This is a genomic window from Rhizobium sp. WYCCWR10014 (assembly GCF_001657485.1).
Lineage (GTDB): Bacteria > Pseudomonadota > Alphaproteobacteria > Rhizobiales > Rhizobiaceae > Rhizobium.
In genome coordinates this window covers 1-21212 of record NZ_LXFU01000033.1, presented here as the reverse complement: position 1 = coordinate 21212, position 21212 = coordinate 1, and the positions used below count along the sequence as shown (strand labels likewise).

Genomic DNA, 21212 nt, shown 5'->3' with positions numbered 1-21212 from the left:
GGTGACGTACGCGCCGATGGCTGCCCCTCACCCTAACCTACCGGGGTCGAGCCACTCGTCTCGACCCGTCCTTCGGACCCCCGTAAAAACGGGGCGAGGGGACGTGCCCTGCGAGAGGTTGGCGGGGAACGGAGAGGTTGCGACATGTCCCTTCGCCCCGTTTACGGGGAGAGGTGCCGGCAGGCGGATGAGGGGCTGGTGTCGGCAATCTCATTGGCCGACAACTCGCTCGTGTCCCAATCCGACCTATCGCCCTGCAATGCCTACAGCCAGGCGATCGTCCGCTCAGTGGTTTCGATCCTGATAATCCGGTCCTGCGGGATCGCGCCTTCCGCAGCGCTGCTTTTCGGCAGGTCGGCGATGGTCTGGAAAAGCGTGCGGATGACGCCGCCATGGGTGACGCAGACCGTCGGACGATCGACGGAGTTCAGCCAAGAGCCGGTGCGCCAGGAGAGAATTTCATAGCTTTCCGCATCATCGCCGGGCGGGATGAAATCCCATTTCGAGGCGTTGCGTTCCGCCACCCGCTCGCGCTGCGTCGCCTTAAGCTCCTTGATCGTCGAGCCCTCCCAGTCGCCGAAGGAAATTTCCACCAGCCTCGGATCGGTGCGATAGGCAAGCGGCGGCAGGCCCATGGCGCTGCGCATGATTTCCATGGTCGCGCGCGTGCGCCCGAGCGGGCTTGCGACGAAATCGAATTCGTCGACCGTGTCGCCGAGAATCTCCGCAAGCGCGATACCGTTCTGCCGGGCCTGTTCCAGGCCCGTGGCATTCATCGGGATATCCTTCTGACCCTGCAGACGCCGCTCCGCATTCCAGGCGGTCTGGCCGTGTCTGATCACGTAGATAAGCACGGTCTCACATCCCTATGGAGAACTCAGTCCTTGACGACGGAAATGTCGGGTGCGTCGACCGCCTTCATGCCGATCACATGATAGCCGCTGTCGGCATGGTGCACTTCGCCGGTGACGGAGCGCGACAGGTCCGACAGGAGATAGAGGCCGACATCGCCGACCTCCTCGATGGTGACGGTGCGGCGCAGCGGCGCGTTATATTCGTTCCACTTCAGAATGTAGCGGAAATCGCCGATGCCGGAGGCGGCAAGCGTCTTGATCGGTCCGGCCGAAACCGCGTTGACGCGGATATTCTGCGGCCCGAGGTCGACGGCGAGATACTTGACGCTCGCTTCGAGCGCGGCCTTGGCGACACCCATGACGTTATAGTTCGGCATCACCTTTTCGGCGCCGTAATAGGTCAGCGTCAGCATGGCGCCGCCATCCGTCATCAGCTTCTCGGCGCGGCGTGCGACCGAGGTGAAGGAATAGACGGAGATCTGCATCGTCTTGGCGAAGTTGTCGGCCGAGGTGTCAACGTAGCGGCCGGTCAGCTCGTCCTTGTCGGAAAAGCCGATCGCATGCACGAGGAAATCGATCTTGCCCCACAGCTTTTCGACGTTCCCGAAAACCTCATCGATGGTGGCTTCATCGGCGACGTCACAATGGCCGACGAGCGTCGCGCCGATTTCGGCGGCGAGCGGCTCGACGCGCTTCTTCAGCGCATCGCCCTGATAGGTGAACGCAACTTCTCCGCCCTGCGCATGAATGGCCTTGGCAATACCCCACGCAATCGAACGATTGTTGGCGACACCCATGATGACGCCGCGTTTGCCTGCCATGAGGCCGGATGCTTGAGCCATATTTCGCTCCCTAGGATTCTGATCGATCCTGCCTATGGCATAGGCCGTTAATCGGTTCAAGCTTGGCCGGGATCATCAACTGTTAGGGATCGTAATAAAGGGTGCGAATGTCATAAAAATTTCATAGGAACAGGCCTTCGCGCATGCTCCGCATGAGATCGGTGATTTTATCGTCGGGTTTTTCCCACAAGATAATGCGCAATTCGACGACCAGATCGCCTCTGCCGCCCTCTTCGCGGGGCAATCCCTGGCCGGGAACTCTAATCGTCTTGTCCGAGCCGGACCATGCGGGGATCGTCACGCTCAGCGGCCCGCTCGGTCCTTCGATACGCGCCTCGGTGCCGAGCACGGCATTTTCGATGCTGAGCGGCAGCACGGCGTGCAGATCGAAACCATCGACCGAAAAACGCGGATCGGGTGCGATGCGAATATTGATGACGGCGTCGCCGCGCTGCATGCCAGGCAGCTTGAAGCCCTGTCCCTTGAGCCTGATCTCGTGACCGTCGGTCGTGCCTGGCGGCAATGCGAAGCCGATTTCGCGGCCCTCCGGCAGCGACGCGGTGATCCAGCCGCTCTTCAACACGTCGTCGATCGTGACCGTCGCCGTCGTCACCTCATCCGGTGCTTTATCGAGGCCGGTATCCTTGGCGCCGGTGAAACGGCGCACCAGATTTGTCAGGATGCTGAGCGGCAGCGACAGGTTGGCGGCGGCATTCTGCGCAGCTTCGCCCGACTCCTCATCGCCCTTGACCTCGGCCTCGGCGGCATCGCCATCCATGCGCTTGCCGGTATCGCCCTGGGCGTTTTGTGTCTGCTGATTTTGGGCCTGCTGATATTGCGTCTGCTGGGCGCGACCCTGCGCCTGGCCGCCGCCGGCCGCGCGGGCCTGAGCGCCAAAAATGCGATCCACCATCTCGTCGGCGGCCTCAGCGGAACCTGCCTGTTGCCTGGAGCCGTCGGCGGCGGCCTTCTGGGCGGCGCGCGCCAGCTCTTCCATCACGCGCTCGGCATTGGCCTGCGCCGCCTTTGCGCGCACGGCCGCCTCGCGGGCGGCCTGGCGCTGCTGCATGATCGTCTGCTCGTGCTTCTTGGCTTCGGCCATCCGCAGGGCATTGTCGAACAGGCTGCGTTTGCGCGGATCCTTCAGCGTTTCATAGGCGCGGCCGATCTCGGCGAACCGGGCCGTCGCCGTCGGGTCGTCCTGATTGTGATCGGGATGGGCTGATTTGGCCATGTTGCGCCAAGCCGCCTTGATCTCGTCTACTGCCGCGTCGCGCTTGACGCCCAGAATTTTATAAGGATCGCGCATGTCAAAACCGCCGGTGTTGCGATGCGGCAAGCCTCGTCCTTGCCCGGCATCCCCGTCCAATAAAACGTATGTGGCGCCACCCGCCGCAAAGGCAGGAACAGCCACTCTCAACGCCGATCCTGCGGCGGAGTTGCTAATCACTTGTTATTTCTGTGAAGAGATGTGGGGTGTTTCGCGGTAAATGGTTAGCTCTTTGCTAAGCATTCGGCAGAAAGCGTTCACGCGTTAACCTGTTGAGGGCGCGCGCGCCCCGCGTCTTTTCGAACGCGCAAAGGCACGCTGTAATATTTTGAACGACCTTAGGAAGATCAGCTCTCGGGCTGGAAGCTTAAGAGCTGCCAGTTGCCGCCGCCGACGAGGCAGGTCTTGCCGTAGAATTTGGCAATGCCGACATAGGAATGCCGGGTCGTGCGGAACTGGCGGCAAACCTGGCCGGACTCATTGTTCTCGACGATCGTATCGATGACGCCGGCACTGCCGGTCGATGCGTTCGCCCAGGGAAGCGGCTGGCCCTCGAGCCTTTGCACGTCGGCCGAGGTCACGGCATTGCGCACGGTCATTTCGTCGGAAAGCGTGTCGGTGCTCGGCGGCGTCTGCGGCACGGTGCCGGTTGCCACCGACCGGTCGACCTTGGCTTCACTCAGGAAATCCATGCCGCCGCCGACGCAGCCGGACAGCGACAACATCGCGATGCCGATGACGAAGAACGCGCTGCTGCGTCGCCGCAGGCCCTTTGTATGGCGAGATGACTTTGCTATGACTTCCACCCTGCATCCTGTCCAGTTATCAAAAGCTGGGCGAGTTTTGAATAATCCGGGGCATTTGAACCAATATGTCGGCAAACGAGTTAACAAGCGGTGACTTTACCGAAAGTGGCGAGCCCTTCAAGCTCTTTGCAGAATGGCTGAAAGAAGCCGAGGTTTCCGAGCCCAATGACCCCAATGCGGTGGCGCTGGCAACGGTCGATGAGGATGGTCTTCCCAATGTCCGCATGGTTCTCCTGAAGGGATTCGACGACGACGGTTTCGTCTTTTACACCAATTTCGAGAGCCAGAAAGGCCGCGAAATTCTCGGCCAGAAAAAGGCCGCCATGTGCTTTCACTGGAAAAGCCTGCGTCGTCAGGTAAGGCTGCGCGGTCCCGTCGAGATCGTCACCGATGCCGAAGCGGACGACTATTTCAAGACGCGGGCGCGCGGCAGCCGCATCGGCGCCTGGGCCTCCAAACAATCCCGTCCGCTCGAAAGCCGTTTCGCGCTGGAAAAGGCCGTGGCCGAATATACCGCGCGTTATGCCATCGGCGAGATTCCGCGCCCCGCCCACTGGTCGGGCTTCCGCATCCGGCCGACCTCGATCGAGTTCTGGAAGGACCAAAAATTCCGCCTGCACGACCGCGTCGAATTCCGCCGGCCGTCACCGGAAGGTGAATGGGACAAGGTGCGGATGTATCCGTAACGGGCTCTACCGGCCCATCAGCTTCAGCGGTATGCCCGAGGCGAGCGCCGAGACGTAGCGTCGCTTCTGGTAGAAGCCGTTAAGCGAAATGCGCGGGAGATAGCCGGTCAGCTGCGCTGACGGCAGCCCGGGCTGGGTGGTGACGGCGAGGGTGAAGCCGAGATTGCGAGCGAGGCGCGCCTCGCGGGCGGTCGCAGCCGCCGGCGTGCCATAGGGGTAGGCGATCGTCTCGGGACGGATGCCGGTCACTGCTTCGACGTAATCCGCCGAAGCCTGCATTTCGATTCGGGCTTCGGCTTCCGGCAGCCGGGCGAGCGCCCGATGGCTGATCGTATGGGCGCCGAGCGCTGCGAGCGGATGTGCCGCCAGCCATTGCAATTCTCCCGGCCCCATTACCAGCTCGCGGACGATATCCGTCGGCTCGATGCCGTTTTCGCGCGCCAGCAGATCGATGGCGGCAACGGCGCTCGCCTCGTCGGAGCCGTGGATATAGGCGGCAAAGCAGTCGAAGGCATGCCATTGCTGCTGCGGGCTATCGAGCGCCAGCCGTTCTATGCCGCGGCCGAAATCGAAGTGGAGTTCGGCCGCCCGGCGCAAGAGGATCGCCAGCGTCTCCCACCAGATGCTGTGAGAGCCCTCGGCAAAACCCTTGGCTGCGAATACCGTGAACGGCGCTTGATGCCGCTCGAACACCGGCAGCGCATGCTCCAGATTGTTGCGGTATCCGTCGTCGAGCGTGAAGGCCGCGAAGGGCTTTGCGCCTTCCGGCTCCGCCAGCAGCGCCGGCACCTCGCCGAGCGGCACAAAACGATAACCCTCCCGCCTCAGCCGCCGCAGTGCCGCGTCGAGAAAACGCGGGGTGATTTCGAGATGCGCATTCGGCTCGAAGGCCTCGGCCACGTGCGGGCGGACATGATGCAGCGTGAAGACGACGCCGCGCCCGCGTGCTTCGCGCATCAGCCCGACCGAGGCGAGCAGCCAGGAAAACTCGAGCCCGGCGCCGATCGCCAGTCGCTTGCCCAATCGCTTGAATTGTCCCGTCATGCGGCGCCCGTCCCTTGCCTTTTCCGGACACTAGCAAGTGCGACTTAAGCCTTGCTGAATCCCGGTTCAGCACAGGTCTTTGATTTCTTGTTAACCAAGACGATGAAAAGACTAGAAAAATGATAGGCGTTGCCTCAAAGTCGCGCCAAACTTACGGCTTCTGTCACAATACGGGACAAAACGCCGATCCTATCGCGGGCCAATGCATGAAGGGCCTGCGCATGAAGGGCCAGCATATGAGGGGAAAGTGCATGAGAAAGCTTTTGGCGGCTGTTTTGACCGTAACGCTTGCCGTTTCGGCGCCGCTTGCGGCCCTTGCCGGCAACGCTTCGCTGATCCTCGATGCCCGAACCGGCAAGGTTCTCGCCGCCGAAAACGCCGATACGCTGAACCATCCGGCCTCGCTGACGAAGATGATGACGCTCTATCTCACCTTCGAGGCGTTGAAACGCGGCAAGATCGCCTGGGACACCCCGATCCAAATGTCGAAATACGCTGCCTCCCGGCCGCCGACCAAGCTTGGCGTCAAGGCGGGCGGCACGATCACCGTGCGCGAGGCGGTCTATGGCATGATCGTCAAATCCGCCAATGATGCCGCCTCCGCCATGGGCGAGAAGCTCGCCGGCTCGGAAAGCGGCTTTGCCCGGGTAATGACGGCCAAAGCCCGCCAGCTCGGCATGAGCCGCACCGTCTTCGTCAATGCCTCCGGTCTGCCGGACGGCCGCCAGGTCACGACGGCGCGTGACATGTCGACGCTCGCCATCGCGCTGATGAAGAATTATCCGAACGAATACCGGCTGTTTTCGACGGCCAGTTTCAATTTCCGCGGCCGGACGGTGCGCGGCCACAACAATCTCATGTACCGCTACCAGGGCATGGACGGCATCAAGACCGGTTATACCAACGCGTCAGGCTTCAATCTCGTCAGCGCGGTCAGAGACGGCAACCGCCGCGTCGTCGGCGTCGTGCTCGGCGGCCGCACCGCCCGCAGCCGCGACGCCAAGATGGCTGGCTTGCTCGACCGTTATCTCGGCCGCGCCTCGTCTTCCGGCGGCGCAAAGCTGATGGCGAGCGTCGGCGCCAAGGAGCCCGTCGAAGTCGCGTCCGCCGCTGAGGCTTCTGATGTCCCGGTGCCATTCAACGCACCGCGGCAAGTCGACGATCTCGCAGCCAAGAGCCTTGCTTATGCCGATGACGCCGTCGTCCCGCTGGATCGTCCCGTTGCGATGGACGAGATCCTGAACGCCGGCAAGACGCCGAAGACATCGGCAGCGAAGACCAATGGCGACTGGCAGATCCAGATTTCAGCCGCACCAAGTGCCGATGCGGCGCGTGCACTTCTCGCCCAGGCGAAGTCGGAAGGCGGCGCACCGCTCGTGTCCGCCTCGCCCTATACCGAGGCGGTCGGGCAGGGGGCCAACAAGATCTATCGCGCCCGCTTCGTCGGTTTCGCCAGCAGGGATGCCGCCGTCTCGGCCTGCGATGCGCTGAAGCAGCGCTCCTATGACTGCATGCTGCTGCCGGACCACGGCTGATCGCAGCCCCGGCACTGCCCCAATTCACTCTGGACAAGCATCGGGAATCAGCGTCTCCTCCATAAACAAAAGGAGAACGCCCATGTTGCGTCGTCTTGCCGACCAGTTCGAAATCTCATCCTCTGTTCACGTCGCTGCCAACAACATCGAGCGTGATGCCGACTGGTTCCTGTTGAAGCTGCAGGAGGAAATGGGTGAACTGACCCAGGCATGGAACCGGCTGACCGGCCGCGGCCGTGCGAAGGGCCGCTCGCCTGAAGACATGCAGCGCGACCTCGCCGACGAGACCGCCGACGTTCTAGGCCATCTTCTGCTGTTTGCCCGCCACAACGATCTCGATCTTGCCGCCGCGATCGAACGGAAGTGGCTGTTTCGGCCGGCGGAGGTGCCGAAGAGCTGATGGGGGTCGCCCCACGTTACGCGCGGCCGTCAGTCTTCGGAAACTTAAGTCAGCCGACCTTATAACGGTAGAACTTGCTGTCCACCACCATCAGCGGGAAGGAGCGGGGCAGGGCGCTTTTGGCGATCTCGGTAAAGCCGTTCTTCTCGTAGAAGCGATGCGCGGCGACGAACTTGTCGGTCGTGCCAAGGAAGATATCGGTGAGGCCGGCATCCCTGGCATGGGCAAACAGCCGGTCAAGGAGCCGCGCCGCCACGCCATGCTCGTGGCCGCGAACCGCAGCGGCGACGAACATCTTGCGCAGCGCCGCCTGGTTGTTGCCGATATCCTTGAGCCCGACCGTGCCGACGATGGCGCCATCCTTGACGGCGACCCAGAACTGCCCCTTGCCGGACTGGTAGAAATCCGGGATGACCCTGAGATCCGGCTGCGCATCCACGGTGATATCGATGCCGAATTCTTCGCGCTGGATCGGCAGGATCACCGAAAGCACGGCATCGGCGTCATCGGCGGTGAAGGTTCTGATTTCGACGTCCGCCATGACGGGTCCTTTCGCCTCAGGTCTGCGTTCCGCCGACCGTCACCTGATCCATGCGCAGATGCGGCTGGCCGACGCCGACGGGAACCCACTGGCCGGCCTTGCCGCAATTGCCGATGCCGGTATCGAGCTTCATGTCATTGCCGATCATCGACACCCGCTTCATCGCATCCGGGCCGTTGCCGATCAGCATCGCGCCCTTGATCGGCGCGCCGACCTTGCCGTTCTCGATGAGATAGGCCTCGGTGCAGCCGAAGACGAATTTGCCGGAGGTGATGTCCACCTGGCCGCCGCCGAAGGAGACGGCGTAGATGCCCTTCTTGACCGAGGCGATGATTTCCTCAGGCGTCTTGTCGCCGCCGAGCATATAGGTATTGGTCATGCGCGGCATCGGCACATGGGAATAGCCCTGGCGGCGGCCGTTGCCGGTCGGCGCCATGCCCATCAGCCGGGCATTCTGCCGATCCTGCATATAGCCGACGAGCTTGCCGTTTTCGATCAGCACGTTGTAGGCAGACGGCGTGCCCTCGTCGTCGATGGTGATCGAGCCGCGGCGATTGTCGATCGTGCCGTCATCGACGACGGTGACGCCTGGAGCGGCGACCATCTGGCCGAGAAGGCCGGCAAAGGCCGAGGTTTTCTTGCGGTTGAAATCGCCTTCTAGCCCATGGCCGACAGCCTCGTGCAGCATCACGCCCGGCCAGCCGGAGCCGAGCACCACGTCCATCGTGCCCGCCGGCGCATCGATCGCCTCGAGATTGACGAGCGCCTGGCGCAGCGCCTCGTCGGCGCCGTATTGCCAGCTGCGCTCGGCGATGAAATCACCAAAGCCGATGCGCCCGCCGTGGCCATACGAGCCGCTCTCCTGCCGATCGCCTTCGCCGACCATCACCGAAATGTTGATGCGCGTCATTGGCCTGATGTCGCGCACACGGTGCCCGTCGGCGCGCAGGATATCGACGACCTGCCAGCTTGCGGCGACCGAGGCCGTCACCTGGCGCACCTTGTCATCCTTGCCCCTGAGATAGGCGTCGATGTCCTGCAGGACCTTGACCTTCTCCTCGAAGCTCGGCTGACCGATCGGGTTCTCGTCGCTGTAGAATTTCTTGTTGGTGCCCTGGGGCGCGGCCGCATAGGAGCCGGAATAGCCGCGCGTCACCGCGCCGACGGCATCGGCCGCCCGCTTCAGCGCCGCCACCGAGAGATCGCCGGCATGGGCATAGCCGACCGCTTCGCCGGCCACGGCGCGCAGGCCGAAACCCTGTTCGGTGTTGAAGCTGCCGCCCTTCAGCCGACCATTGTCGAAGGTCAGCGCTTCCGCCTGCGCATGCTCGATGAACAGTTCGCCGTCATCGGCCCCGGACAGCGCCTCGGCCACGTGCTTGCGCATTGTGGCTTCATCGGCATCGAAAAGCGTCAGGAGATCGGTGGTCATGGTATGGCTCCAATGGGCATGCGTTCAGGAGTGCACTTACTCCTAGATAGGGCTCCACATAATAAGGAGTGAAGCCCCGCCGTCGAATTATTCTTTTTTAAAGGGATGGGAGCGGCAAAACGCGCCCTCCGTCATCCTCGGCCTTGTGCCGAGGATCTGCTACATATCAGCCGACTGCAGATGCTCGGGACAGGCCCGAGCATGACGGAGTATAGGTTGAGCTTCTGGAGCAAGGACGGCGATGGGTGACGGAATAGGAGCGTAGCTGCACTCTACACTCGACGCCGTCGGAGCCCGCCTCACGGCAGAGCGTCGAAACCTTCGGCGAAGCCCTTGAGGTCGACGGGGATGCCGATGCCTTCTTCCGGGGTCTGGAAGACGATGAAGGTTGCCTGGGCGCCGCTGCGGAAGGTCTTCAGCAACTCGTCCTCGAGCACGACCTCGGCGTAGCATCCGTCGGCAAAGCAGCGGACGAAATAGGCGCGGCCGATATCCTTGCCGTCGACATTGAGCCCGAGGCCGTTCGGCAGCAGCACGCCAAGCGGCGCCAGCACGCGGAGGATCTTCGACTTGCGGTCGGCCGTCTTCAGGACGACGACGGAAAGCCCGACCTCCGGCCGATCCTCGGCGATGACATTCTGCATCAGCGCGCATTGTTCGGTCGCCGCACCCGCCGGCTTGTCGCAGACGACGGACCATGCGCCATGATTGGACTTCACCGTGCCCGGCGCCGGGGGCTGTGTCTGGCCTTGCACCGGTTCGACATTCGGTTTGGCGGCGCTCGGCTGTTGCGGCGCCGGAGCAGGGGTCGGCGCCGGCGCGGAAGCCGGGGGCTTGGCCTGTGACGGCGTGGGTTGCTGCTGTGCGAAAACGGGCGTCGTCGCTGCGGCCGCGATGCTGGCAGTCAGGAGAAGCGACTGCGCGAGGGAACGGAAACCCATGGAAACCTCTGGATATCGAATCATTGCGGCTATTGTTGAAGCTGCCCACCAAAAATGAAAAGCCCCACCCCGTGAAAACCGGGGGACTGCGGCGGAAATTGGACCTTTGCGAAATAATGTGTCGCGCGCGGATTGGCCGGAAAGCCGATTTTTCATATGCTGATGAAAAACTTGGGATGTTTTGCCGTTCTGACCTGCCTATGCTTTGAGCAAAAATGCCGCATAGACAATTGCTCTGACCTGTTGCGGCAAATGCCAAACTGTGGTTTGAAGCGCTGAAGATGGCAAGGATTCTGCGTTCTATTTTGCAGGTCAAGCGCTCGAGGGAGATAATAAGGTGATGAAGAAGGCTTATGCAGCCCTGACCACGCTGGTCTGTCTGCTTTTTGCTTCCGGCACATATGCCGACCAGCCCATGCCGTGGCAGGCGACGCTGCAGCCGGCGGCAACGCCGATCATGCGGGAAATCCATTGGTTCGAACAATATACCCTGTGGTTTATCGTTCCGATCACGCTTTTCGTTCTGGTCCTGCTCATCGTCGTCTGTTTCAAGTTCCGCGCCAGCGCGAACCCGGTTCCCTCGAAGACGAGCCACAACACGCTGATCGAGATTGCCTGGACCGTGGGGCCGGTTCTGGTGCTTCTTCTTCTCGCCATTCCTTCGTTCAACCTGCTGACGGCGCAGCTGACGCTGCCGGAAAACCCCGACGTCACGATCAAGGCGACCGCCACCCAGTGGCAGTGGAACTACGAATATGAAGGTTCGGGCGAAAGCCCGCTGGCTTTCGATTCCTACCTGCTGAAGGATCAGGACCGCGCGGCCGCCGGCAAGGAAGACAAGTCGATCTATCCGCGCCTTCTCGCCGTCGACAACGAGCTGGTCCTGCCGGTCAACAAGACGGTCCGCGTTCTCGTCACTTCGGCGCCGACCGACGTTATCCACGCTTTCGCCATGCCGTCCTTCGGCGTCAAGATCGATGCCGTGCCGGGCCGCCTGAACGAGACCTGGTTCAAGGCCGAGCGCGAAGGCCTGTTCTACGGCCAGTGTTCCGAGCTCTGCGGCAAGGACCATGCGTTCATGCCGATCGCCATCCGCGTCGTCTCCGAGGACAAGTACAAGCAGTGGCTGACCGCAGCCGCCAGCGACCTGCCCGGCGCCTACAAGACACTCATGGCCGCAACCGATGGTCCCGCAAAGACCGTCAACGTCGCCGAAGCACAGTAATTAAGGGGATCGGGACAATGGCTGGACCTTCCGCTCACGACGATCATTCTCATGATCACGCCGCCCATCATGACCACGCGCATGACGATCACGATCACGGGCACAAGCCGAGCTTTGCCAATCGCTGGCTGTTCTCGACCAATCACAAGGACATCGGCACGCTCTACCTGATCTTCGCGATCATTGCCGGCATCATCGGCGGCGCGCTGTCGGTTGCCATGCGCATGGAGCTGCAGGAGCCTGGCATCCAGATCTTCCACGGCCTGGCCTCGATGGTCTACGGCTATGAGGGCGATGCCGCGATCGACGGCGCCAAGCAGATGTTCAACATGTTCACGACGGCGCACGCGCTGATCATGATCTTCTTCATGGTCATGCCGGCGATGATCGGCGGTTTCGCCAACTGGATGGTGCCGATCATGATCGGCGCGCCGGATATGGCCTTCCCGCGCCTCAACAACATCTCCTTCTGGCTGATCGTTCCCGCCTTCGCGCTGCTGCTGCTGTCGATGTTCGTCGAAGGCCCGGCAGGCGCTTATGGCACGGGTGGCGGCTGGACGATGTATCCGCCGCTGGCGACAACCGGCACGCCGGGACCGGCGGTCGACCTTGCGATCTTCGCGCTCCACATTGCCGGCGCCTCGTCGATCCTCGGTGCGATCAACTTCATCACCACGATCCTCAACATGCGCGCTCCCGGCATGACGCTGCACAAGATGCCGCTGTTTGCCTGGTCCGTGCTGATCACCGCCTTCCTGCTGCTGCTATCGCTGCCGGTTCTGGCAGGCGGCATCACCATGCTGCTCACCGACCGCAATTTCGGCACTGCTTTCTTCTCTCCGGAAGGCGGCGGCGATCCGATCCTTTACCAGCACCTGTTCTGGTTCTTCGGTCACCCCGAGGTCTACATCCTCATCCTGCCGGGCTTCGGCATGGTCAGCCACATCATCTCGACCTTCTCGAAGAAGCCGATCTTCGGCTATCTCGGCATGGCCTACGCCATGGTCGCGATCGGCGCCGTCGGCTTCGTCGTCTGGGCCCACCACATGTACACGGTCGGCCTGTCGCTCGACGCGCAGCGCTACTTCGTCTTCGCGACGATGGTCATCGCCGTTCCGACGGGTGTGAAGATCTTCTCCTGGATTGCGACGATGTGGGGCGGCTCGATCTCGTTCCGCACGCCGATGCTCTGGGCGATCGGCTTCATCTTCCTGTTCACGGTCGGCGGCGTCACCGGCGTCCAGCTCGCCAATGCCGGTCTCGACCGCTCGCTGCATGACACCTATTACGTCGTGGCCCACTTCCACTACGTTCTGTCGCTCGGCGCCGTTTTCGCGATCTTCGCCGGCTGGTACTACTGGTTCCCGAAGATGACCGGCTACATGTACAACGAGCTGGTCGGCAAGCTGCATTTCTGGATCATGTTCATCGGCGTCAACCTGGTGTTCTTCCCGCAGCACTTCCTCGGCCTCGCCGGCATGCCGCGCCGCTACATCGATTATCCGGATGCCTTTGCCGGCTGGAACTACGTTTCCTCGATCGGCTCCTACATCTCGGCCTTCGGTGTGCTGATCTTCCTCTACGGCGTCTTCGAAGCCTTCGCCAAGAAGCGTGTGGCCGGCGACAATCCGTGGGGTGAGGGTGCAACGACGCTCGAATGGCAGCTGCCTTCGCCGCCGCCTTATCACCAGTGGGAACAGCTTCCGCGCATCAAGTAAATTGCGCGGGCATCAGGACGCCGCATTCGATACGGCGTCCTGATGGTAAGACATTCAGGACGGAATGATGACTGTTATCGACAATCACGGGGCGCTTGCAAAGGACGGCGAATTGTCGGAAGCGAGTGCGCGCGATTATTTCGAATTGTTGAAGCCACGGGTCATGTCGCTCGTGGTCTTCACTGCCTTTGCCGGTCTCGTGCTGGCGCCGGGCCACATCCATCCCGTCCTCGGCATGATCGCCATCCTCTGCATCGCCGTCGGCGCCGGCGCCTCCGGCGCGCTGAACATGTGGTATGACGCCGATATCGACGCCATCATGAGCCGCACTGCCAACCGTCCGATCCCGGCAGGCCGCATCGCGCCCTCCGAGGCACTTGCCTTCGGTCTGGTGCTGTCGGGCTTTTCGGTGGTGATCCTCGGCCTGGCCGTCAACTGGCTCTCGGCCGGCATCCTCGCCTTCACCATCTTCTTCTATGCCGTGGTCTACACCATGTGGCTGAAGCGCTCGACGCCGCAGAACATCGTCATCGGCGGTGCTGCCGGCGCTTTCCCGCCGATGATCGGCTGGGCTTGCGTCACCAACAGCGTGACGATCGAGAGCACCGTTCTCTTCCTCATCATCTTCCTGTGGACGCCGGCGCATTTCTGGGCGCTTGCCCTCTTCAAGATGCGCGATTACGAGGCCGTCGGCGTGCCGATGCTGCCGAACGTCGCCGGCGAACGGGTGACCAAGCATCAGATCGTCGCCTATGCGGTGCTGACCGCTATCTGCGCGGTCTTGCCATCCTTCCTCGGTTTCGCGAGCCTCGGTTATGGCCTCGTCGCCGCCGCTCTCGGTGCGATCTTCATATACTGTTCCATCGCCGTCTGGCGCATGCCCGACGGCGATCTGAAGATGATCCCGGCGAAGAAGCTCTTCGGCTTCTCGATCTTCTATCTCTTCGCCGTGTTCTCCGCCTTGATGATCGATCGGCTGGCGTCGGTGCTGGTCTCGCATGCGGGAGGTTGGTTCTGATGGAATTGGTCAAGCTCACGGAAAAGCAGCTCAAGTCGCGCCGCAACCGCAACGTCGCGCTGGGGCTGGTGCTTGCCGGCCTCGTCGTTCTCTTCTACGTGATGGCAATCGTGAAGATCGGCGGGGGAACGGCCGGATGAGCGACAACGCCGGTACACCGAAGAAGCAGGGCCGCAACAACGGTGCCGTCGTCATGATGTGCCTGAGCTTCGTCTTCGGCATGGGCGCGATGAGCTATGCCGCCGTGCCGCTCTACCGCATCTTCTGCCAGGTGACCGGCTATAACGGCACGACGCAGCGCGTCGACCAGGTGTCGAGCGTCGTGCTCGACCGCACGATGCGCGTCACCTTCGACGCCAATGTCGCTCCCGGCCTGCAATGGGACTTCAAGCCGGTCGAGCGCGAGGTCAATCCGAAGATCGGCGAGACCATCCAGGTCAATTTCACCGCCGAGAATCGTTCGAACGAGACCCAGCGCGGCCAGGCGGTTTTCAACGTCACGCCGGGCGAAGCCGGCGTCTATTTCAACAAGGTGCAATGTTTCTGCTTTACGGAAACGGACCTGAAGCCGGGCGAGAAGCTCGACATGCCGGTGGTGTTCTACATCGATCCTGAAATCGTCAAGGCGGTGGAATCCAAGAATATCCATACGGTTACGCTGTCATATACGTTCTACCCGAAAGAAGGTCCGAAGCCGGTGGCTTCGAATGAGGGTGGAGCGGAGAAGATTGAAAAGAAACTTTGATCAAGGCTCGTTTCCGGTTATGCCGGGAGCGGAGTGAAGGAAGACATCCGGGGATAGCGACATGGCCGATGCTCATCAGAAGAATCACGACTATCACATCATCGATCCGAGCCCGTGGCCGATTCTAGCCTCGCTCGGCGCCTTCATCATGGCGATCGGCGGCGTCTCCTACATGCGCTACCTGAACGGCGGCTCGTTCAAGGTCGCCGGCTTCGAGCTTGCCAATCCCTGGGTTTTCTATATCGGCTTCGCGCTGGTGCTCTACGTCATGTACGGCTGGTGGGCCGATACGGTGAAGGAAGCCCATGAGGGCGCCCATACCCGCGTCGTCTCGCTGCACCTGCGCTACGGCATGATCATGTTCATCGCTTCGGAAGTGATGTTCTTCGTCGCCTGGTTCTGGGCCTATTTCGACGCCAGCCTCTATCCGAATGAAGCGATCCAGGCCTCGCGCCTGCTCTATACCGGCGGCACCTGGCCGCCGAAGGGCATCGAGGTCCTCGACCCCTGGCACCTGCCGATCTACAACACTGTCATCCTGCTGCTCTCGGGCACAACGGTCACCTGGGCGCACCATGCGCTGCTGCACAACGACCGCAAGGGCCTGATCCAGGGCCTGACGCTGACGGTGTTGCTCGGTATGTTCTTCTCTGCCGTTCAGGCCTACGAATATGCTCACGCCCCCTTCGCCTTCAAAAGCTCGATCTACGGCGCGACCTTCTTCATGGCGACCGGCTTCCACGGTTTCCACGTGCTTGTCGGCACGATCTTCCTGGCTGTCTGCCTGATCCGTGCGCTGCGCGGCGACTTCACTCCGAAGCAGCATTTCGGCTTCGAGGCGGCCGCCTGGTACTGGCACTTCGTCGACGTCGTCTGGCTGTTCCTGTTCTTCTGCATCTACGTCTGGGGCGGCTGGGGCGCACCGGTAGCTGGCTGACCGGAACGAAACTTGAGAAAAGGCGGGCCCCGTGCCCGCCTTTTTTGTTGGCGGTTCCCCACGCTCCGTCATCGTGGGACGGGCAGCAGAGGTTGCCGCAAATCGCTTCTCCCCTCGGGGAGAAGGTGCCGGCAGGCGGATGAGGGGGCTACACGGCACACTCTTTCCGCAATAAGCTATCCCGCCATGCCGACGGCAACGCCGGCCACAGCGTTCTGAACAGCGGTGAGACAATACCAGCGCGGTCGAAGCCGCATAGATATTGTTGAAAGACCGGCATTCCCGGCCCCCTCATCCGCCCTACGGGCACCTTCTCCCCGAGGGGAGAAGAGGGAAACGCGAGGCTGCGGCGTATCCCTTCGCCCCGTTTGCGGGGGTCCAAAGGACGGGTCGAGACCAGTGGCTCGACCCCCGTCGGTGGCGGCAGCCGGACGAGGGGCAGGTGCGGCAATCTCCTGGGCCGAGGTGAGGGCCCGTGCCCGCTTTTCATCACTCAGCGCGCCCCGGCGATCCGTTCGAAAGCCGAAGGTTCGGGAATGCCGAGATCCAGCTGGTGGCGGATGGCTTCGGCGCATTCGAGCGGTGTCAGCACTGACGTATCGACCTCCATGTCGTAGATGCCGGGACGATGAACCTCATCCTGCCAGCGTTGCACCGGTTCTGGAATGGGCACGTCCTCCGTGGCGCTGAGATAAAGCGTCTCGCGCCCCTCTTGGACAATGTCGCGCCGCTGCATGATCGTCTCGATCGGACAGCGGACGCCGACGAACAGCACGGGAAAGTTTTCCAACCGCCGGGCGCAATCGCCGAGGATGCCGAGCGGCTGCGAATAGCTGTCGTGATGGCCGAGATCGGCAACGACATTGAGCCCCAGGCTGGCATGGATGGCGATCGATTCGTAGAGCGCCGCATAAAAGAACGGCACCAGTTCCTCCAGGTCCGGCCGTTCGCCGCCCGGCCGCAGTCCGATGCCCGGAAGGTAGCGCTTCGGTGTCATCGCATTGTAGCTGTCGACGCCGAGGTTGATCCACGGCCCCTCGAAGTGTTCCTGCACTGCGCGCGCGATGCTCGATTTGCCGCTCCGCGGCGCGCCGTTCAGGATTATGATCTGCACGGAATGGCTATCATTGGTCATCAGTCTTCTTCTTCTGTTTGGCGCGAATCATTACAGCGCCGCGCGACCTTTTCAGACGCGGCAAGGACGCTGTAACACTTTGAATTGCTGATAGTTCCTCACATCGATTCCGATGTGAGGAACTATCAGCGGGACGAAATCACGCAGGCATTTCCCTTCGTCCTGCGAATACTTTATGGGAGAGTTAAGGCGGCATCGCGCCGCGACCACCAAGGCTGCCGGAAGGAATGGCCAGAAGGAGTGGCCAGAAGGAGTGGAATGAACGACGACAGCGCCCATTTTCCCCCCGTCGATCCGGTGAAGACAGGCATCAAGGGCTGCTGCCCGCGCTGCGGGCAAGGCAAGCTGTTCGATGGCCTGCTCGGCGTAAAGCCGCGCTGTGCAGCCTGCGGCCTCGATTATTCCTTTGCCGATTCCGGTGACGGTCCCGCCGTCTTCGTCATCCTCATCGTCGGCTTCATCGTCATCGGCATGGTGCTATGGCTGCAGGTGAATTACGGACCGCCGATCTGGGTGCATATCCTGCTCTTCGCTCCGCTGACCATCATCCTGTCGCTGCTGACGCTGCGCTGGTTCAAAGGCATCCTGATCGCCATGCAATACCGCCATAATGCCCGCGAAGGACGCCTGAGTGACTGATATCGATCATGCCGCGCCGCGCCGCCGGCTGCCGGTTTTTACCGGCACCCTGGTGCTGATCGCCCTTGCCATCCTGATTTCGCTCGGCACCTGGCAGGTGGAGCGCCTGCACTGGAAGGAGGGCCTGATCGCCGATATCGCCGCACGCCAAGTTGCAGCCCCCGTGCCGCTCGCCGACATCGAGGCGATGGCGGCTGCAGGCGGCGAAATCGAATACCGCAAGGTGACCGCCACCGGCCGCTATATCAACAATAAGGAGCGGCACTTCTTCGCCACCTGGCGCGGCCAGACCGGATATTACATCTATACCCCGCTGGAGCTTGCCGACGGGCGCATTCTCTTCGTCAATCGCGGCTTCGTTCCCTTTGACAACAAGGAGCCGGAAACGCGCATGCAGGGCCAGCTGACGGATCAGCAGACCGTCACCGGCCTGGCGCGCGAAAAGCTTCCCGGCAAGCCCTCCTGGGTGGTGCCGGATAACGACGTCGCCAAGAACATCTTCTATTGGAAGGATCTCGACGTCATGGCCGAGAGCGTCGGGCTGGAGAAAGCGAGCGTCATTCCCTTTTTCGTCGACGCTGATTCGACCCCCAATCCGGCTGGCCTGCCAATCGGCGGCGTCACCCAGGTGGATCTGCCGAACGACCATCTGCAATATGCTTTCACCTGGTATGGGCTTGCCGCCGTGCTTCTCGTCGTGGTGGCGATCTCCTGGTTCCGCAAGGGCGCCAAGACACCTCAGCAATAGTATCACTTCAATTCTGGACCATTTTGGGCTAGAGGTCCCTAAATCTCTCAACCCGGAACTGACATGAATATTGCGGCGAAACCTCCCTTGACGATCAGGCTCTGCGGTCCGCGCGGCTTCTGCGCCGGTGTCGACCGTGCCATCCAGATCGTCGTGCTGGCGCTGAAATCCTATGGCGCGCCGGTCTATGTGCGCCACGAGATCGTCCACAATCGTTATGTCGTCGAGGGGCTGGAGGCCAAGGGCGCCGTCTTCGTCGAGGAGTTGGACGAGATTCCGGCCGAACACCGCGCCCAGCCGGTGGTATTCTCCGCCCATGGCGTGCCGAAATCCGTGCCGGAGGATGCAGCAAGCCGCAACCTCTTTTATCTCGACGCCACCTGCCCGCTGGTCTCCAAGGTCCACAAACAGGCGATGCGCCACAATCGCCTCGGCCGCCATGTCGTCCTCATCGGCCACGCCGGCCATCCCGAGGTGATCGGCACGATGGGGCAACTGCCGGAGGGTTCGGTCTCGCTGATCGAGACGATCGAGGATGCCGATGCCTACGTCCCTGTTGATCCCGACAATCTCGGCTATGTCACCCAGACGACGCTGTCGGTCGACGATACGGCCGGCGTCATCACCCGCCTGCACGAGCGCTTCCCGAACCTGACCGCGCCGGCGGCGGACTCGATCTGTTATGCGACGACCAACCGCCAGGAGGTGGTGAAGCAGGCAGCGCCGGGCTGCGATCTCTTCATCATCGTCGGCGCGCCGAATTCGTCCAATTCCAAGCGCCTCGTCGAAGTGGCGCTCAGGGCAGGGGCGAAAAAATCGATCCTCGTGCAGCGCGCCGCCGAGCTCGACTGGGACGAGATCGGCGCGATTTCGACGCTCGGCCTTTCCGCGGGCGCATCGGCCCCCGAGGTCATCGTCAACGAGATCATCGAGGCTTTCCGTGCCCGCTTCGACGCCCACGTCGAGCTGGCCGAAACGGTGCAGGAAACCGAAAATTTCCTCGTCAATCGCGAACTGCGCAACATCGAGCTGACGGCGGCCGACATGGCCTTCGTCAACGGCTAGATCGGCCATTCGGCCCTGGCGTCCACTCCGGCAAAATCCAATATCAACAAGGCATGAAGGGCGAGACCTCACTTGGCAGTCTATACCGATATCGCCGAAGACGATCTGAAGTGGTTCCTGACGGAATATGACGCAGGCACGCTGCTCTCCTATAAGGGCATCGCCGAAGGCGTCGAAAACTCCAACTTCCTGCTGCACACCTCCAAGGATCCGCTGATCCTGACGCTCTATGAAAAGCGCGTGGAAAAGAGCGATCTGCCTTTCTTCCTCGGCCTGATGCAGCATCTCGCCGCCCGCGGTCTGTCCTGCCCACTGCCGCTGCCGCGCCGGGATGGCGCGCTGCTCGGCTCGCTGTCCGGCCGCCCGGCAGCACTGATCTCCTTCCTCGAAGGCATGTGGCTGAGAAAGCCGGAGGCCAAACATTGCCGCGAAGTCGGCAGGGCGCTGGCCGAGATGCATGTGGCGGGCGATGGTTTCGCGCTGAAGCGCCCGAATGCGCTATCGATCGACGGCTGGCGGGGCCTCTGGGAGAAATCCGAGCCGCGCGCCGGCGAGGTCGAGCCCGGCCTGCAGACCGAGATCCGCAGCGAACTCGATTTCCTCTCTGCAGCCTGGCCGGGCGGCCTGCCGGCCGGCGTCATCCATGCCGACCTCTTCCCCGACAACGTCTTCTTCCTCGGCGACCAGCTCTCCGGCCTGATCGATTTCTATTTCGCCTGCAACGACCTGCTCGCCTATGACGTCTCGATCTGCCTGAATGCCTGGTGCTTCGAGAAGGACGGCGCCTATAACATCACCAAGGGCACGGCGATGCTCGAGGGTTACCAGAGCGTCCGGCCGTTGAGCGATGCCGAAGTCGCTGCCCTGCCGGTGCTGTCGCGTGGGTCGGCGCTGCGCTTCTTCCTGACCCGGCTCTATGACTGGCTGACGACGCCGGAGGGCGCCATGGTCACCAAGAAGGACCCGCTCGAATATCTCCGCAAGCTGCGGTTCCACCGCCAGATCAAGACGCCCGCCGAATATGGATTGAGCCTATGAAACACGTCGATATCTTCACCGACGGCGCATGCTCCGGCAATCCCGGCCCCGGCGGATGGGGCGCCGTCCTGCGGTATGGCGATGTCGAAAAGGAGCTTTGCGGCGGCGAGGCGGATACGACCAACAATCGCATGGAGCTGCTGGCGGCGATCTCGGCGCTATCGGCCTTGAAGAGCCCCTGCGAGGTCGATCTCTATACCGACAGCGCCTATGTCAAGGACGGCATTTCCAAGTGGATTTTCGGCTGGAAGAAAAACGGCTGGAAGACCGCCGACAAGAAGCCGGTGAAGAATGCCGAACTCTGGCAGGCGCTGGAGGCGGCCCGCGACCGCCACAAGGTGACGCTGCACTGGGTCAAGGGCCACGCCGGCCACCCGGAAAACGAACGCGCCGACGAACTCGCCCGCCGGGGCATGGAGCCCTTCAAGAAGGGCAAGGCGGTTTCGTTTTAGCAGGCCTGCGCATTCGCCGGGAAAAGCCCGCTTGCGTGAATTGCCTTCCGCCCACCCCACCCGTCATCCTCGGGCTTGACCCCATAGGCGCTAACTTAGTTGTCGATGTGCGATGGCTCGTCGCCTTCGCGGTGGCTCGCG

General features: G+C 62.1%; 23 protein-coding genes. 14 read left to right on the top strand and 9 right to left on the bottom strand.

Going from position 1 to position 21212, the window contains the following annotated elements:
- Positions 1–263: 263 nt before the first annotated feature.
- From A6U98_RS13635 to A6U98_RS13620, 4 genes are all read right to left on the bottom strand, one after another.
- The gene (locus tag A6U98_RS13635) at positions 264–854 is read right to left on the bottom strand and encodes a histidine phosphatase family protein (protein WP_064650547.1); all 591 of its coding nucleotides are present in this window, start codon (positions 852–854) and stop codon (positions 264–266) included.
- A gap of 23 nt (positions 855–877) precedes the next feature.
- Positions 878–1696: an enoyl-ACP reductase FabI gene (fabI, locus tag A6U98_RS13630; protein ID WP_003545976.1), complete on the bottom strand. Its 819-nt coding sequence runs from the start codon at positions 1694–1696 to the stop codon at positions 878–880.
- A 121-nt stretch (positions 1697–1817) separates the two neighbouring features.
- On the bottom strand, positions 1818–3035 hold the full coding sequence (locus tag A6U98_RS13625) for a DnaJ C-terminal domain-containing protein (protein ID WP_197496390.1): 1218 nt from the start codon (positions 3033–3035) through the stop codon (positions 1818–1820).
- 278 nt (positions 3036–3313) lie between these two features.
- A complete protein-coding gene (locus A6U98_RS13620) occupies positions 3314–3772 on the bottom strand; it encodes an RT0821/Lpp0805 family surface protein (RefSeq protein ID WP_064650545.1) in 459 nt (152 codons plus the stop codon).
- 65 nt (positions 3773–3837) lie between these two features.
- On the opposite strand from A6U98_RS13620, the gene pdxH reads away from it, so the two are divergent.
- Positions 3838–4458 (top strand): pyridoxamine 5'-phosphate oxidase, encoded by a 621-nt coding sequence (gene pdxH / locus A6U98_RS13615; protein ID WP_064650543.1) that lies wholly within the window; start codon positions 3838–3840, stop codon positions 4456–4458.
- 6 nt (positions 4459–4464) lie between these two features.
- Here the strand turns inward: pdxH and A6U98_RS13610 are convergent, their stop codons facing one another.
- Complete coding sequence (locus A6U98_RS13610) at positions 4465–5502, bottom strand: polysaccharide deacetylase family protein (protein WP_064650541.1); 1038 nt, start codon at positions 5500–5502, stop codon at positions 4465–4467.
- Between the two features lie 251 nt (positions 5503–5753).
- Between A6U98_RS13610 and A6U98_RS13605 the strand changes: the two genes are divergently transcribed.
- The gene (locus tag A6U98_RS13605) at positions 5754–7037 is read left to right on the top strand and encodes a D-alanyl-D-alanine carboxypeptidase family protein (RefSeq protein WP_064650539.1); all 1284 of its coding nucleotides are present in this window, start codon (positions 5754–5756) and stop codon (positions 7035–7037) included.
- A gap of 82 nt (positions 7038–7119) precedes the next feature.
- Complete coding sequence (locus A6U98_RS13600; protein WP_064650537.1) at positions 7120–7437, top strand: hypothetical protein; 318 nt, start codon at positions 7120–7122, stop codon at positions 7435–7437.
- 49 nt (positions 7438–7486) lie between these two features.
- On the opposite strand, the gene A6U98_RS13595 is transcribed toward A6U98_RS13600, so the two are convergent.
- The 3 genes from A6U98_RS13595 to A6U98_RS13585 form a co-directional block, all read right to left on the bottom strand.
- Positions 7487–7978, bottom strand: a complete 492-nt coding sequence (locus A6U98_RS13595; protein WP_064650535.1) for a GNAT family N-acetyltransferase — start codon at positions 7976–7978, stop codon at positions 7487–7489.
- A gap of 16 nt (positions 7979–7994) precedes the next feature.
- Complete coding sequence (tldD, locus tag A6U98_RS13590; RefSeq protein ID WP_064650533.1) at positions 7995–9410, bottom strand: metalloprotease TldD; 1416 nt, start codon at positions 9408–9410, stop codon at positions 7995–7997.
- 299 nt (positions 9411–9709) lie between these two features.
- A complete protein-coding gene (locus A6U98_RS13585) occupies positions 9710–10375 on the bottom strand; it encodes an invasion associated locus B family protein (RefSeq protein ID WP_197496389.1) in 666 nt (221 codons plus the stop codon).
- Positions 10376–10691: 316 nt separating this feature from the next.
- On the opposite strand from A6U98_RS13585, the gene coxB reads away from it, so the two are divergent.
- The 6 genes from coxB (at position 10692) to A6U98_RS13560 (ending at position 15994) form a co-directional block, all read left to right on the top strand.
- On the top strand, positions 10692–11576 hold the full coding sequence (gene coxB / locus A6U98_RS13580; protein WP_064650529.1) for a cytochrome c oxidase subunit II: 885 nt from the start codon (positions 10692–10694) through the stop codon (positions 11574–11576).
- A 17-nt stretch (positions 11577–11593) separates the two neighbouring features.
- Positions 11594–13294 carry a cytochrome c oxidase subunit I gene (gene ctaD, locus A6U98_RS13575; protein ID WP_011650757.1) on the top strand — a complete coding sequence of 567 codons (1701 nt, stop codon included), beginning with the start codon at positions 11594–11596 and terminating at the stop codon, positions 13292–13294.
- A 67-nt stretch (positions 13295–13361) separates the two neighbouring features.
- Entirely contained in the window at positions 13362–14312 is a 951-nt protein-coding gene (locus A6U98_RS13570; RefSeq protein WP_064650607.1) for a heme o synthase, read from the top strand.
- Positions 14312–14452, top strand: coding sequence for a hypothetical protein (locus tag A6U98_RS37155; protein ID WP_012756322.1), 141 nt, complete (start codon positions 14312–14314; stop codon positions 14450–14452). The genes A6U98_RS13570 and A6U98_RS37155 overlap by 1 nt, the downstream gene beginning before the upstream one ends.
- Positions 14449–15057 (top strand): cytochrome c oxidase assembly protein, encoded by a 609-nt coding sequence (locus tag A6U98_RS13565; RefSeq protein ID WP_064650527.1) that lies wholly within the window; start codon positions 14449–14451, stop codon positions 15055–15057. The genes A6U98_RS37155 and A6U98_RS13565 overlap by 4 nt, the downstream gene beginning before the upstream one ends.
- A gap of 61 nt (positions 15058–15118) precedes the next feature.
- Entirely contained in the window at positions 15119–15994 is an 876-nt protein-coding gene (locus A6U98_RS13560) for a cytochrome c oxidase subunit 3 (protein ID WP_064650525.1), read from the top strand.
- A gap of 493 nt (positions 15995–16487) precedes the next feature.
- On the opposite strand, the gene A6U98_RS13555 is transcribed toward A6U98_RS13560, so the two are convergent.
- Entirely contained in the window at positions 16488–17129 is a 642-nt protein-coding gene (locus A6U98_RS13555; RefSeq protein ID WP_064650523.1) for a chloramphenicol phosphotransferase, read from the bottom strand.
- Between the two features lie 258 nt (positions 17130–17387).
- Here A6U98_RS13555 and A6U98_RS13550 point away from each other — a divergent pair, with 258 nt between their 5' ends.
- From A6U98_RS13550 to rnhA, 5 genes are all read left to right on the top strand, one after another.
- Entirely contained in the window at positions 17388–17768 is a 381-nt protein-coding gene (locus A6U98_RS13550) for a DUF983 domain-containing protein (protein WP_064650522.1), read from the top strand.
- On the top strand, positions 17761–18516 hold the full coding sequence (locus A6U98_RS13545; protein WP_064650520.1) for an SURF1 family protein: 756 nt from the start codon (positions 17761–17763) through the stop codon (positions 18514–18516). Before A6U98_RS13550 ends, A6U98_RS13545 begins: the two co-directional genes overlap by 8 nt.
- A gap of 63 nt (positions 18517–18579) precedes the next feature.
- Complete coding sequence (gene ispH / locus A6U98_RS13540; protein WP_064650518.1) at positions 18580–19581, top strand: 4-hydroxy-3-methylbut-2-enyl diphosphate reductase; 1002 nt, start codon at positions 18580–18582, stop codon at positions 19579–19581.
- Between the two features lie 72 nt (positions 19582–19653).
- Entirely contained in the window at positions 19654–20619 is a 966-nt protein-coding gene (locus tag A6U98_RS13535) for a homoserine kinase (RefSeq protein WP_064650516.1), read from the top strand.
- The gene (rnhA, locus tag A6U98_RS13530; RefSeq protein WP_003545999.1) at positions 20616–21071 is read left to right on the top strand and encodes a ribonuclease HI; all 456 of its coding nucleotides are present in this window, start codon (positions 20616–20618) and stop codon (positions 21069–21071) included. Before A6U98_RS13535 ends, rnhA begins: the two co-directional genes overlap by 4 nt.
- Positions 21072–21212 lie beyond the last annotated feature (141 nt).

Excerpts from the sequence above, each read along its gene's own strand:
- fabI (WP_003545976.1), bottom strand. The coding sequence starts at position 1,696 with ATGGCTCAAGCATCCGGCCTCATGGCAGGCAAACGCGGCGTCATCATG.
- pdxH (WP_064650543.1), top strand. The coding sequence starts at position 3,838 with ATGTCGGCAAACGAGTTAACAAGCGGTGACTTTACCGAAAGTGGCGAG.
- A6U98_RS13610 (WP_064650541.1), bottom strand. The coding sequence starts at position 5,502 with ATGACGGGACAATTCAAGCGATTGGGCAAGCGACTGGCGATCGGCGCC.
- A6U98_RS13605 (WP_064650539.1), top strand. The coding sequence starts at position 5,754 with ATGAGAAAGCTTTTGGCGGCTGTTTTGACCGTAACGCTTGCCGTTTCG.
- A6U98_RS13600 (WP_064650537.1), top strand. The coding sequence starts at position 7,120 with ATGTTGCGTCGTCTTGCCGACCAGTTCGAAATCTCATCCTCTGTTCAC.
- A6U98_RS13595 (WP_064650535.1), bottom strand. The coding sequence starts at position 7,978 with ATGGCGGACGTCGAAATCAGAACCTTCACCGCCGATGACGCCGATGCC.
- tldD (WP_064650533.1), bottom strand. The coding sequence starts at position 9,410 with ATGACCACCGATCTCCTGACGCTTTTCGATGCCGATGAAGCCACAATG.
- A6U98_RS13585 (WP_197496389.1), bottom strand. The coding sequence starts at position 10,375 with ATGATTCGATATCCAGAGGTTTCCATGGGTTTCCGTTCCCTCGCGCAG.
- coxB (WP_064650529.1), top strand. The coding sequence starts at position 10,692 with ATGAAGAAGGCTTATGCAGCCCTGACCACGCTGGTCTGTCTGCTTTTT.
- ctaD (WP_011650757.1), top strand. The coding sequence starts at position 11,594 with ATGGCTGGACCTTCCGCTCACGACGATCATTCTCATGATCACGCCGCC.
- A6U98_RS13570 (WP_064650607.1), top strand. The coding sequence starts at position 13,362 with ATGACTGTTATCGACAATCACGGGGCGCTTGCAAAGGACGGCGAATTG.
- A6U98_RS37155 (WP_012756322.1), top strand. The coding sequence starts at position 14,312 with ATGGAATTGGTCAAGCTCACGGAAAAGCAGCTCAAGTCGCGCCGCAAC.
- A6U98_RS13565 (WP_064650527.1), top strand. The coding sequence starts at position 14,449 with ATGAGCGACAACGCCGGTACACCGAAGAAGCAGGGCCGCAACAACGGT.
- A6U98_RS13560 (WP_064650525.1), top strand. The coding sequence starts at position 15,119 with ATGGCCGATGCTCATCAGAAGAATCACGACTATCACATCATCGATCCG.
- A6U98_RS13555 (WP_064650523.1), bottom strand. The coding sequence starts at position 17,129 with ATGACCAATGATAGCCATTCCGTGCAGATCATAATCCTGAACGGCGCG.
- A6U98_RS13550 (WP_064650522.1), top strand. The coding sequence starts at position 17,388 with ATGAACGACGACAGCGCCCATTTTCCCCCCGTCGATCCGGTGAAGACA.
- ispH (WP_064650518.1), top strand. The coding sequence starts at position 18,580 with ATGAATATTGCGGCGAAACCTCCCTTGACGATCAGGCTCTGCGGTCCG.
- rnhA (WP_003545999.1), top strand. The coding sequence starts at position 20,616 with ATGAAACACGTCGATATCTTCACCGACGGCGCATGCTCCGGCAATCCC.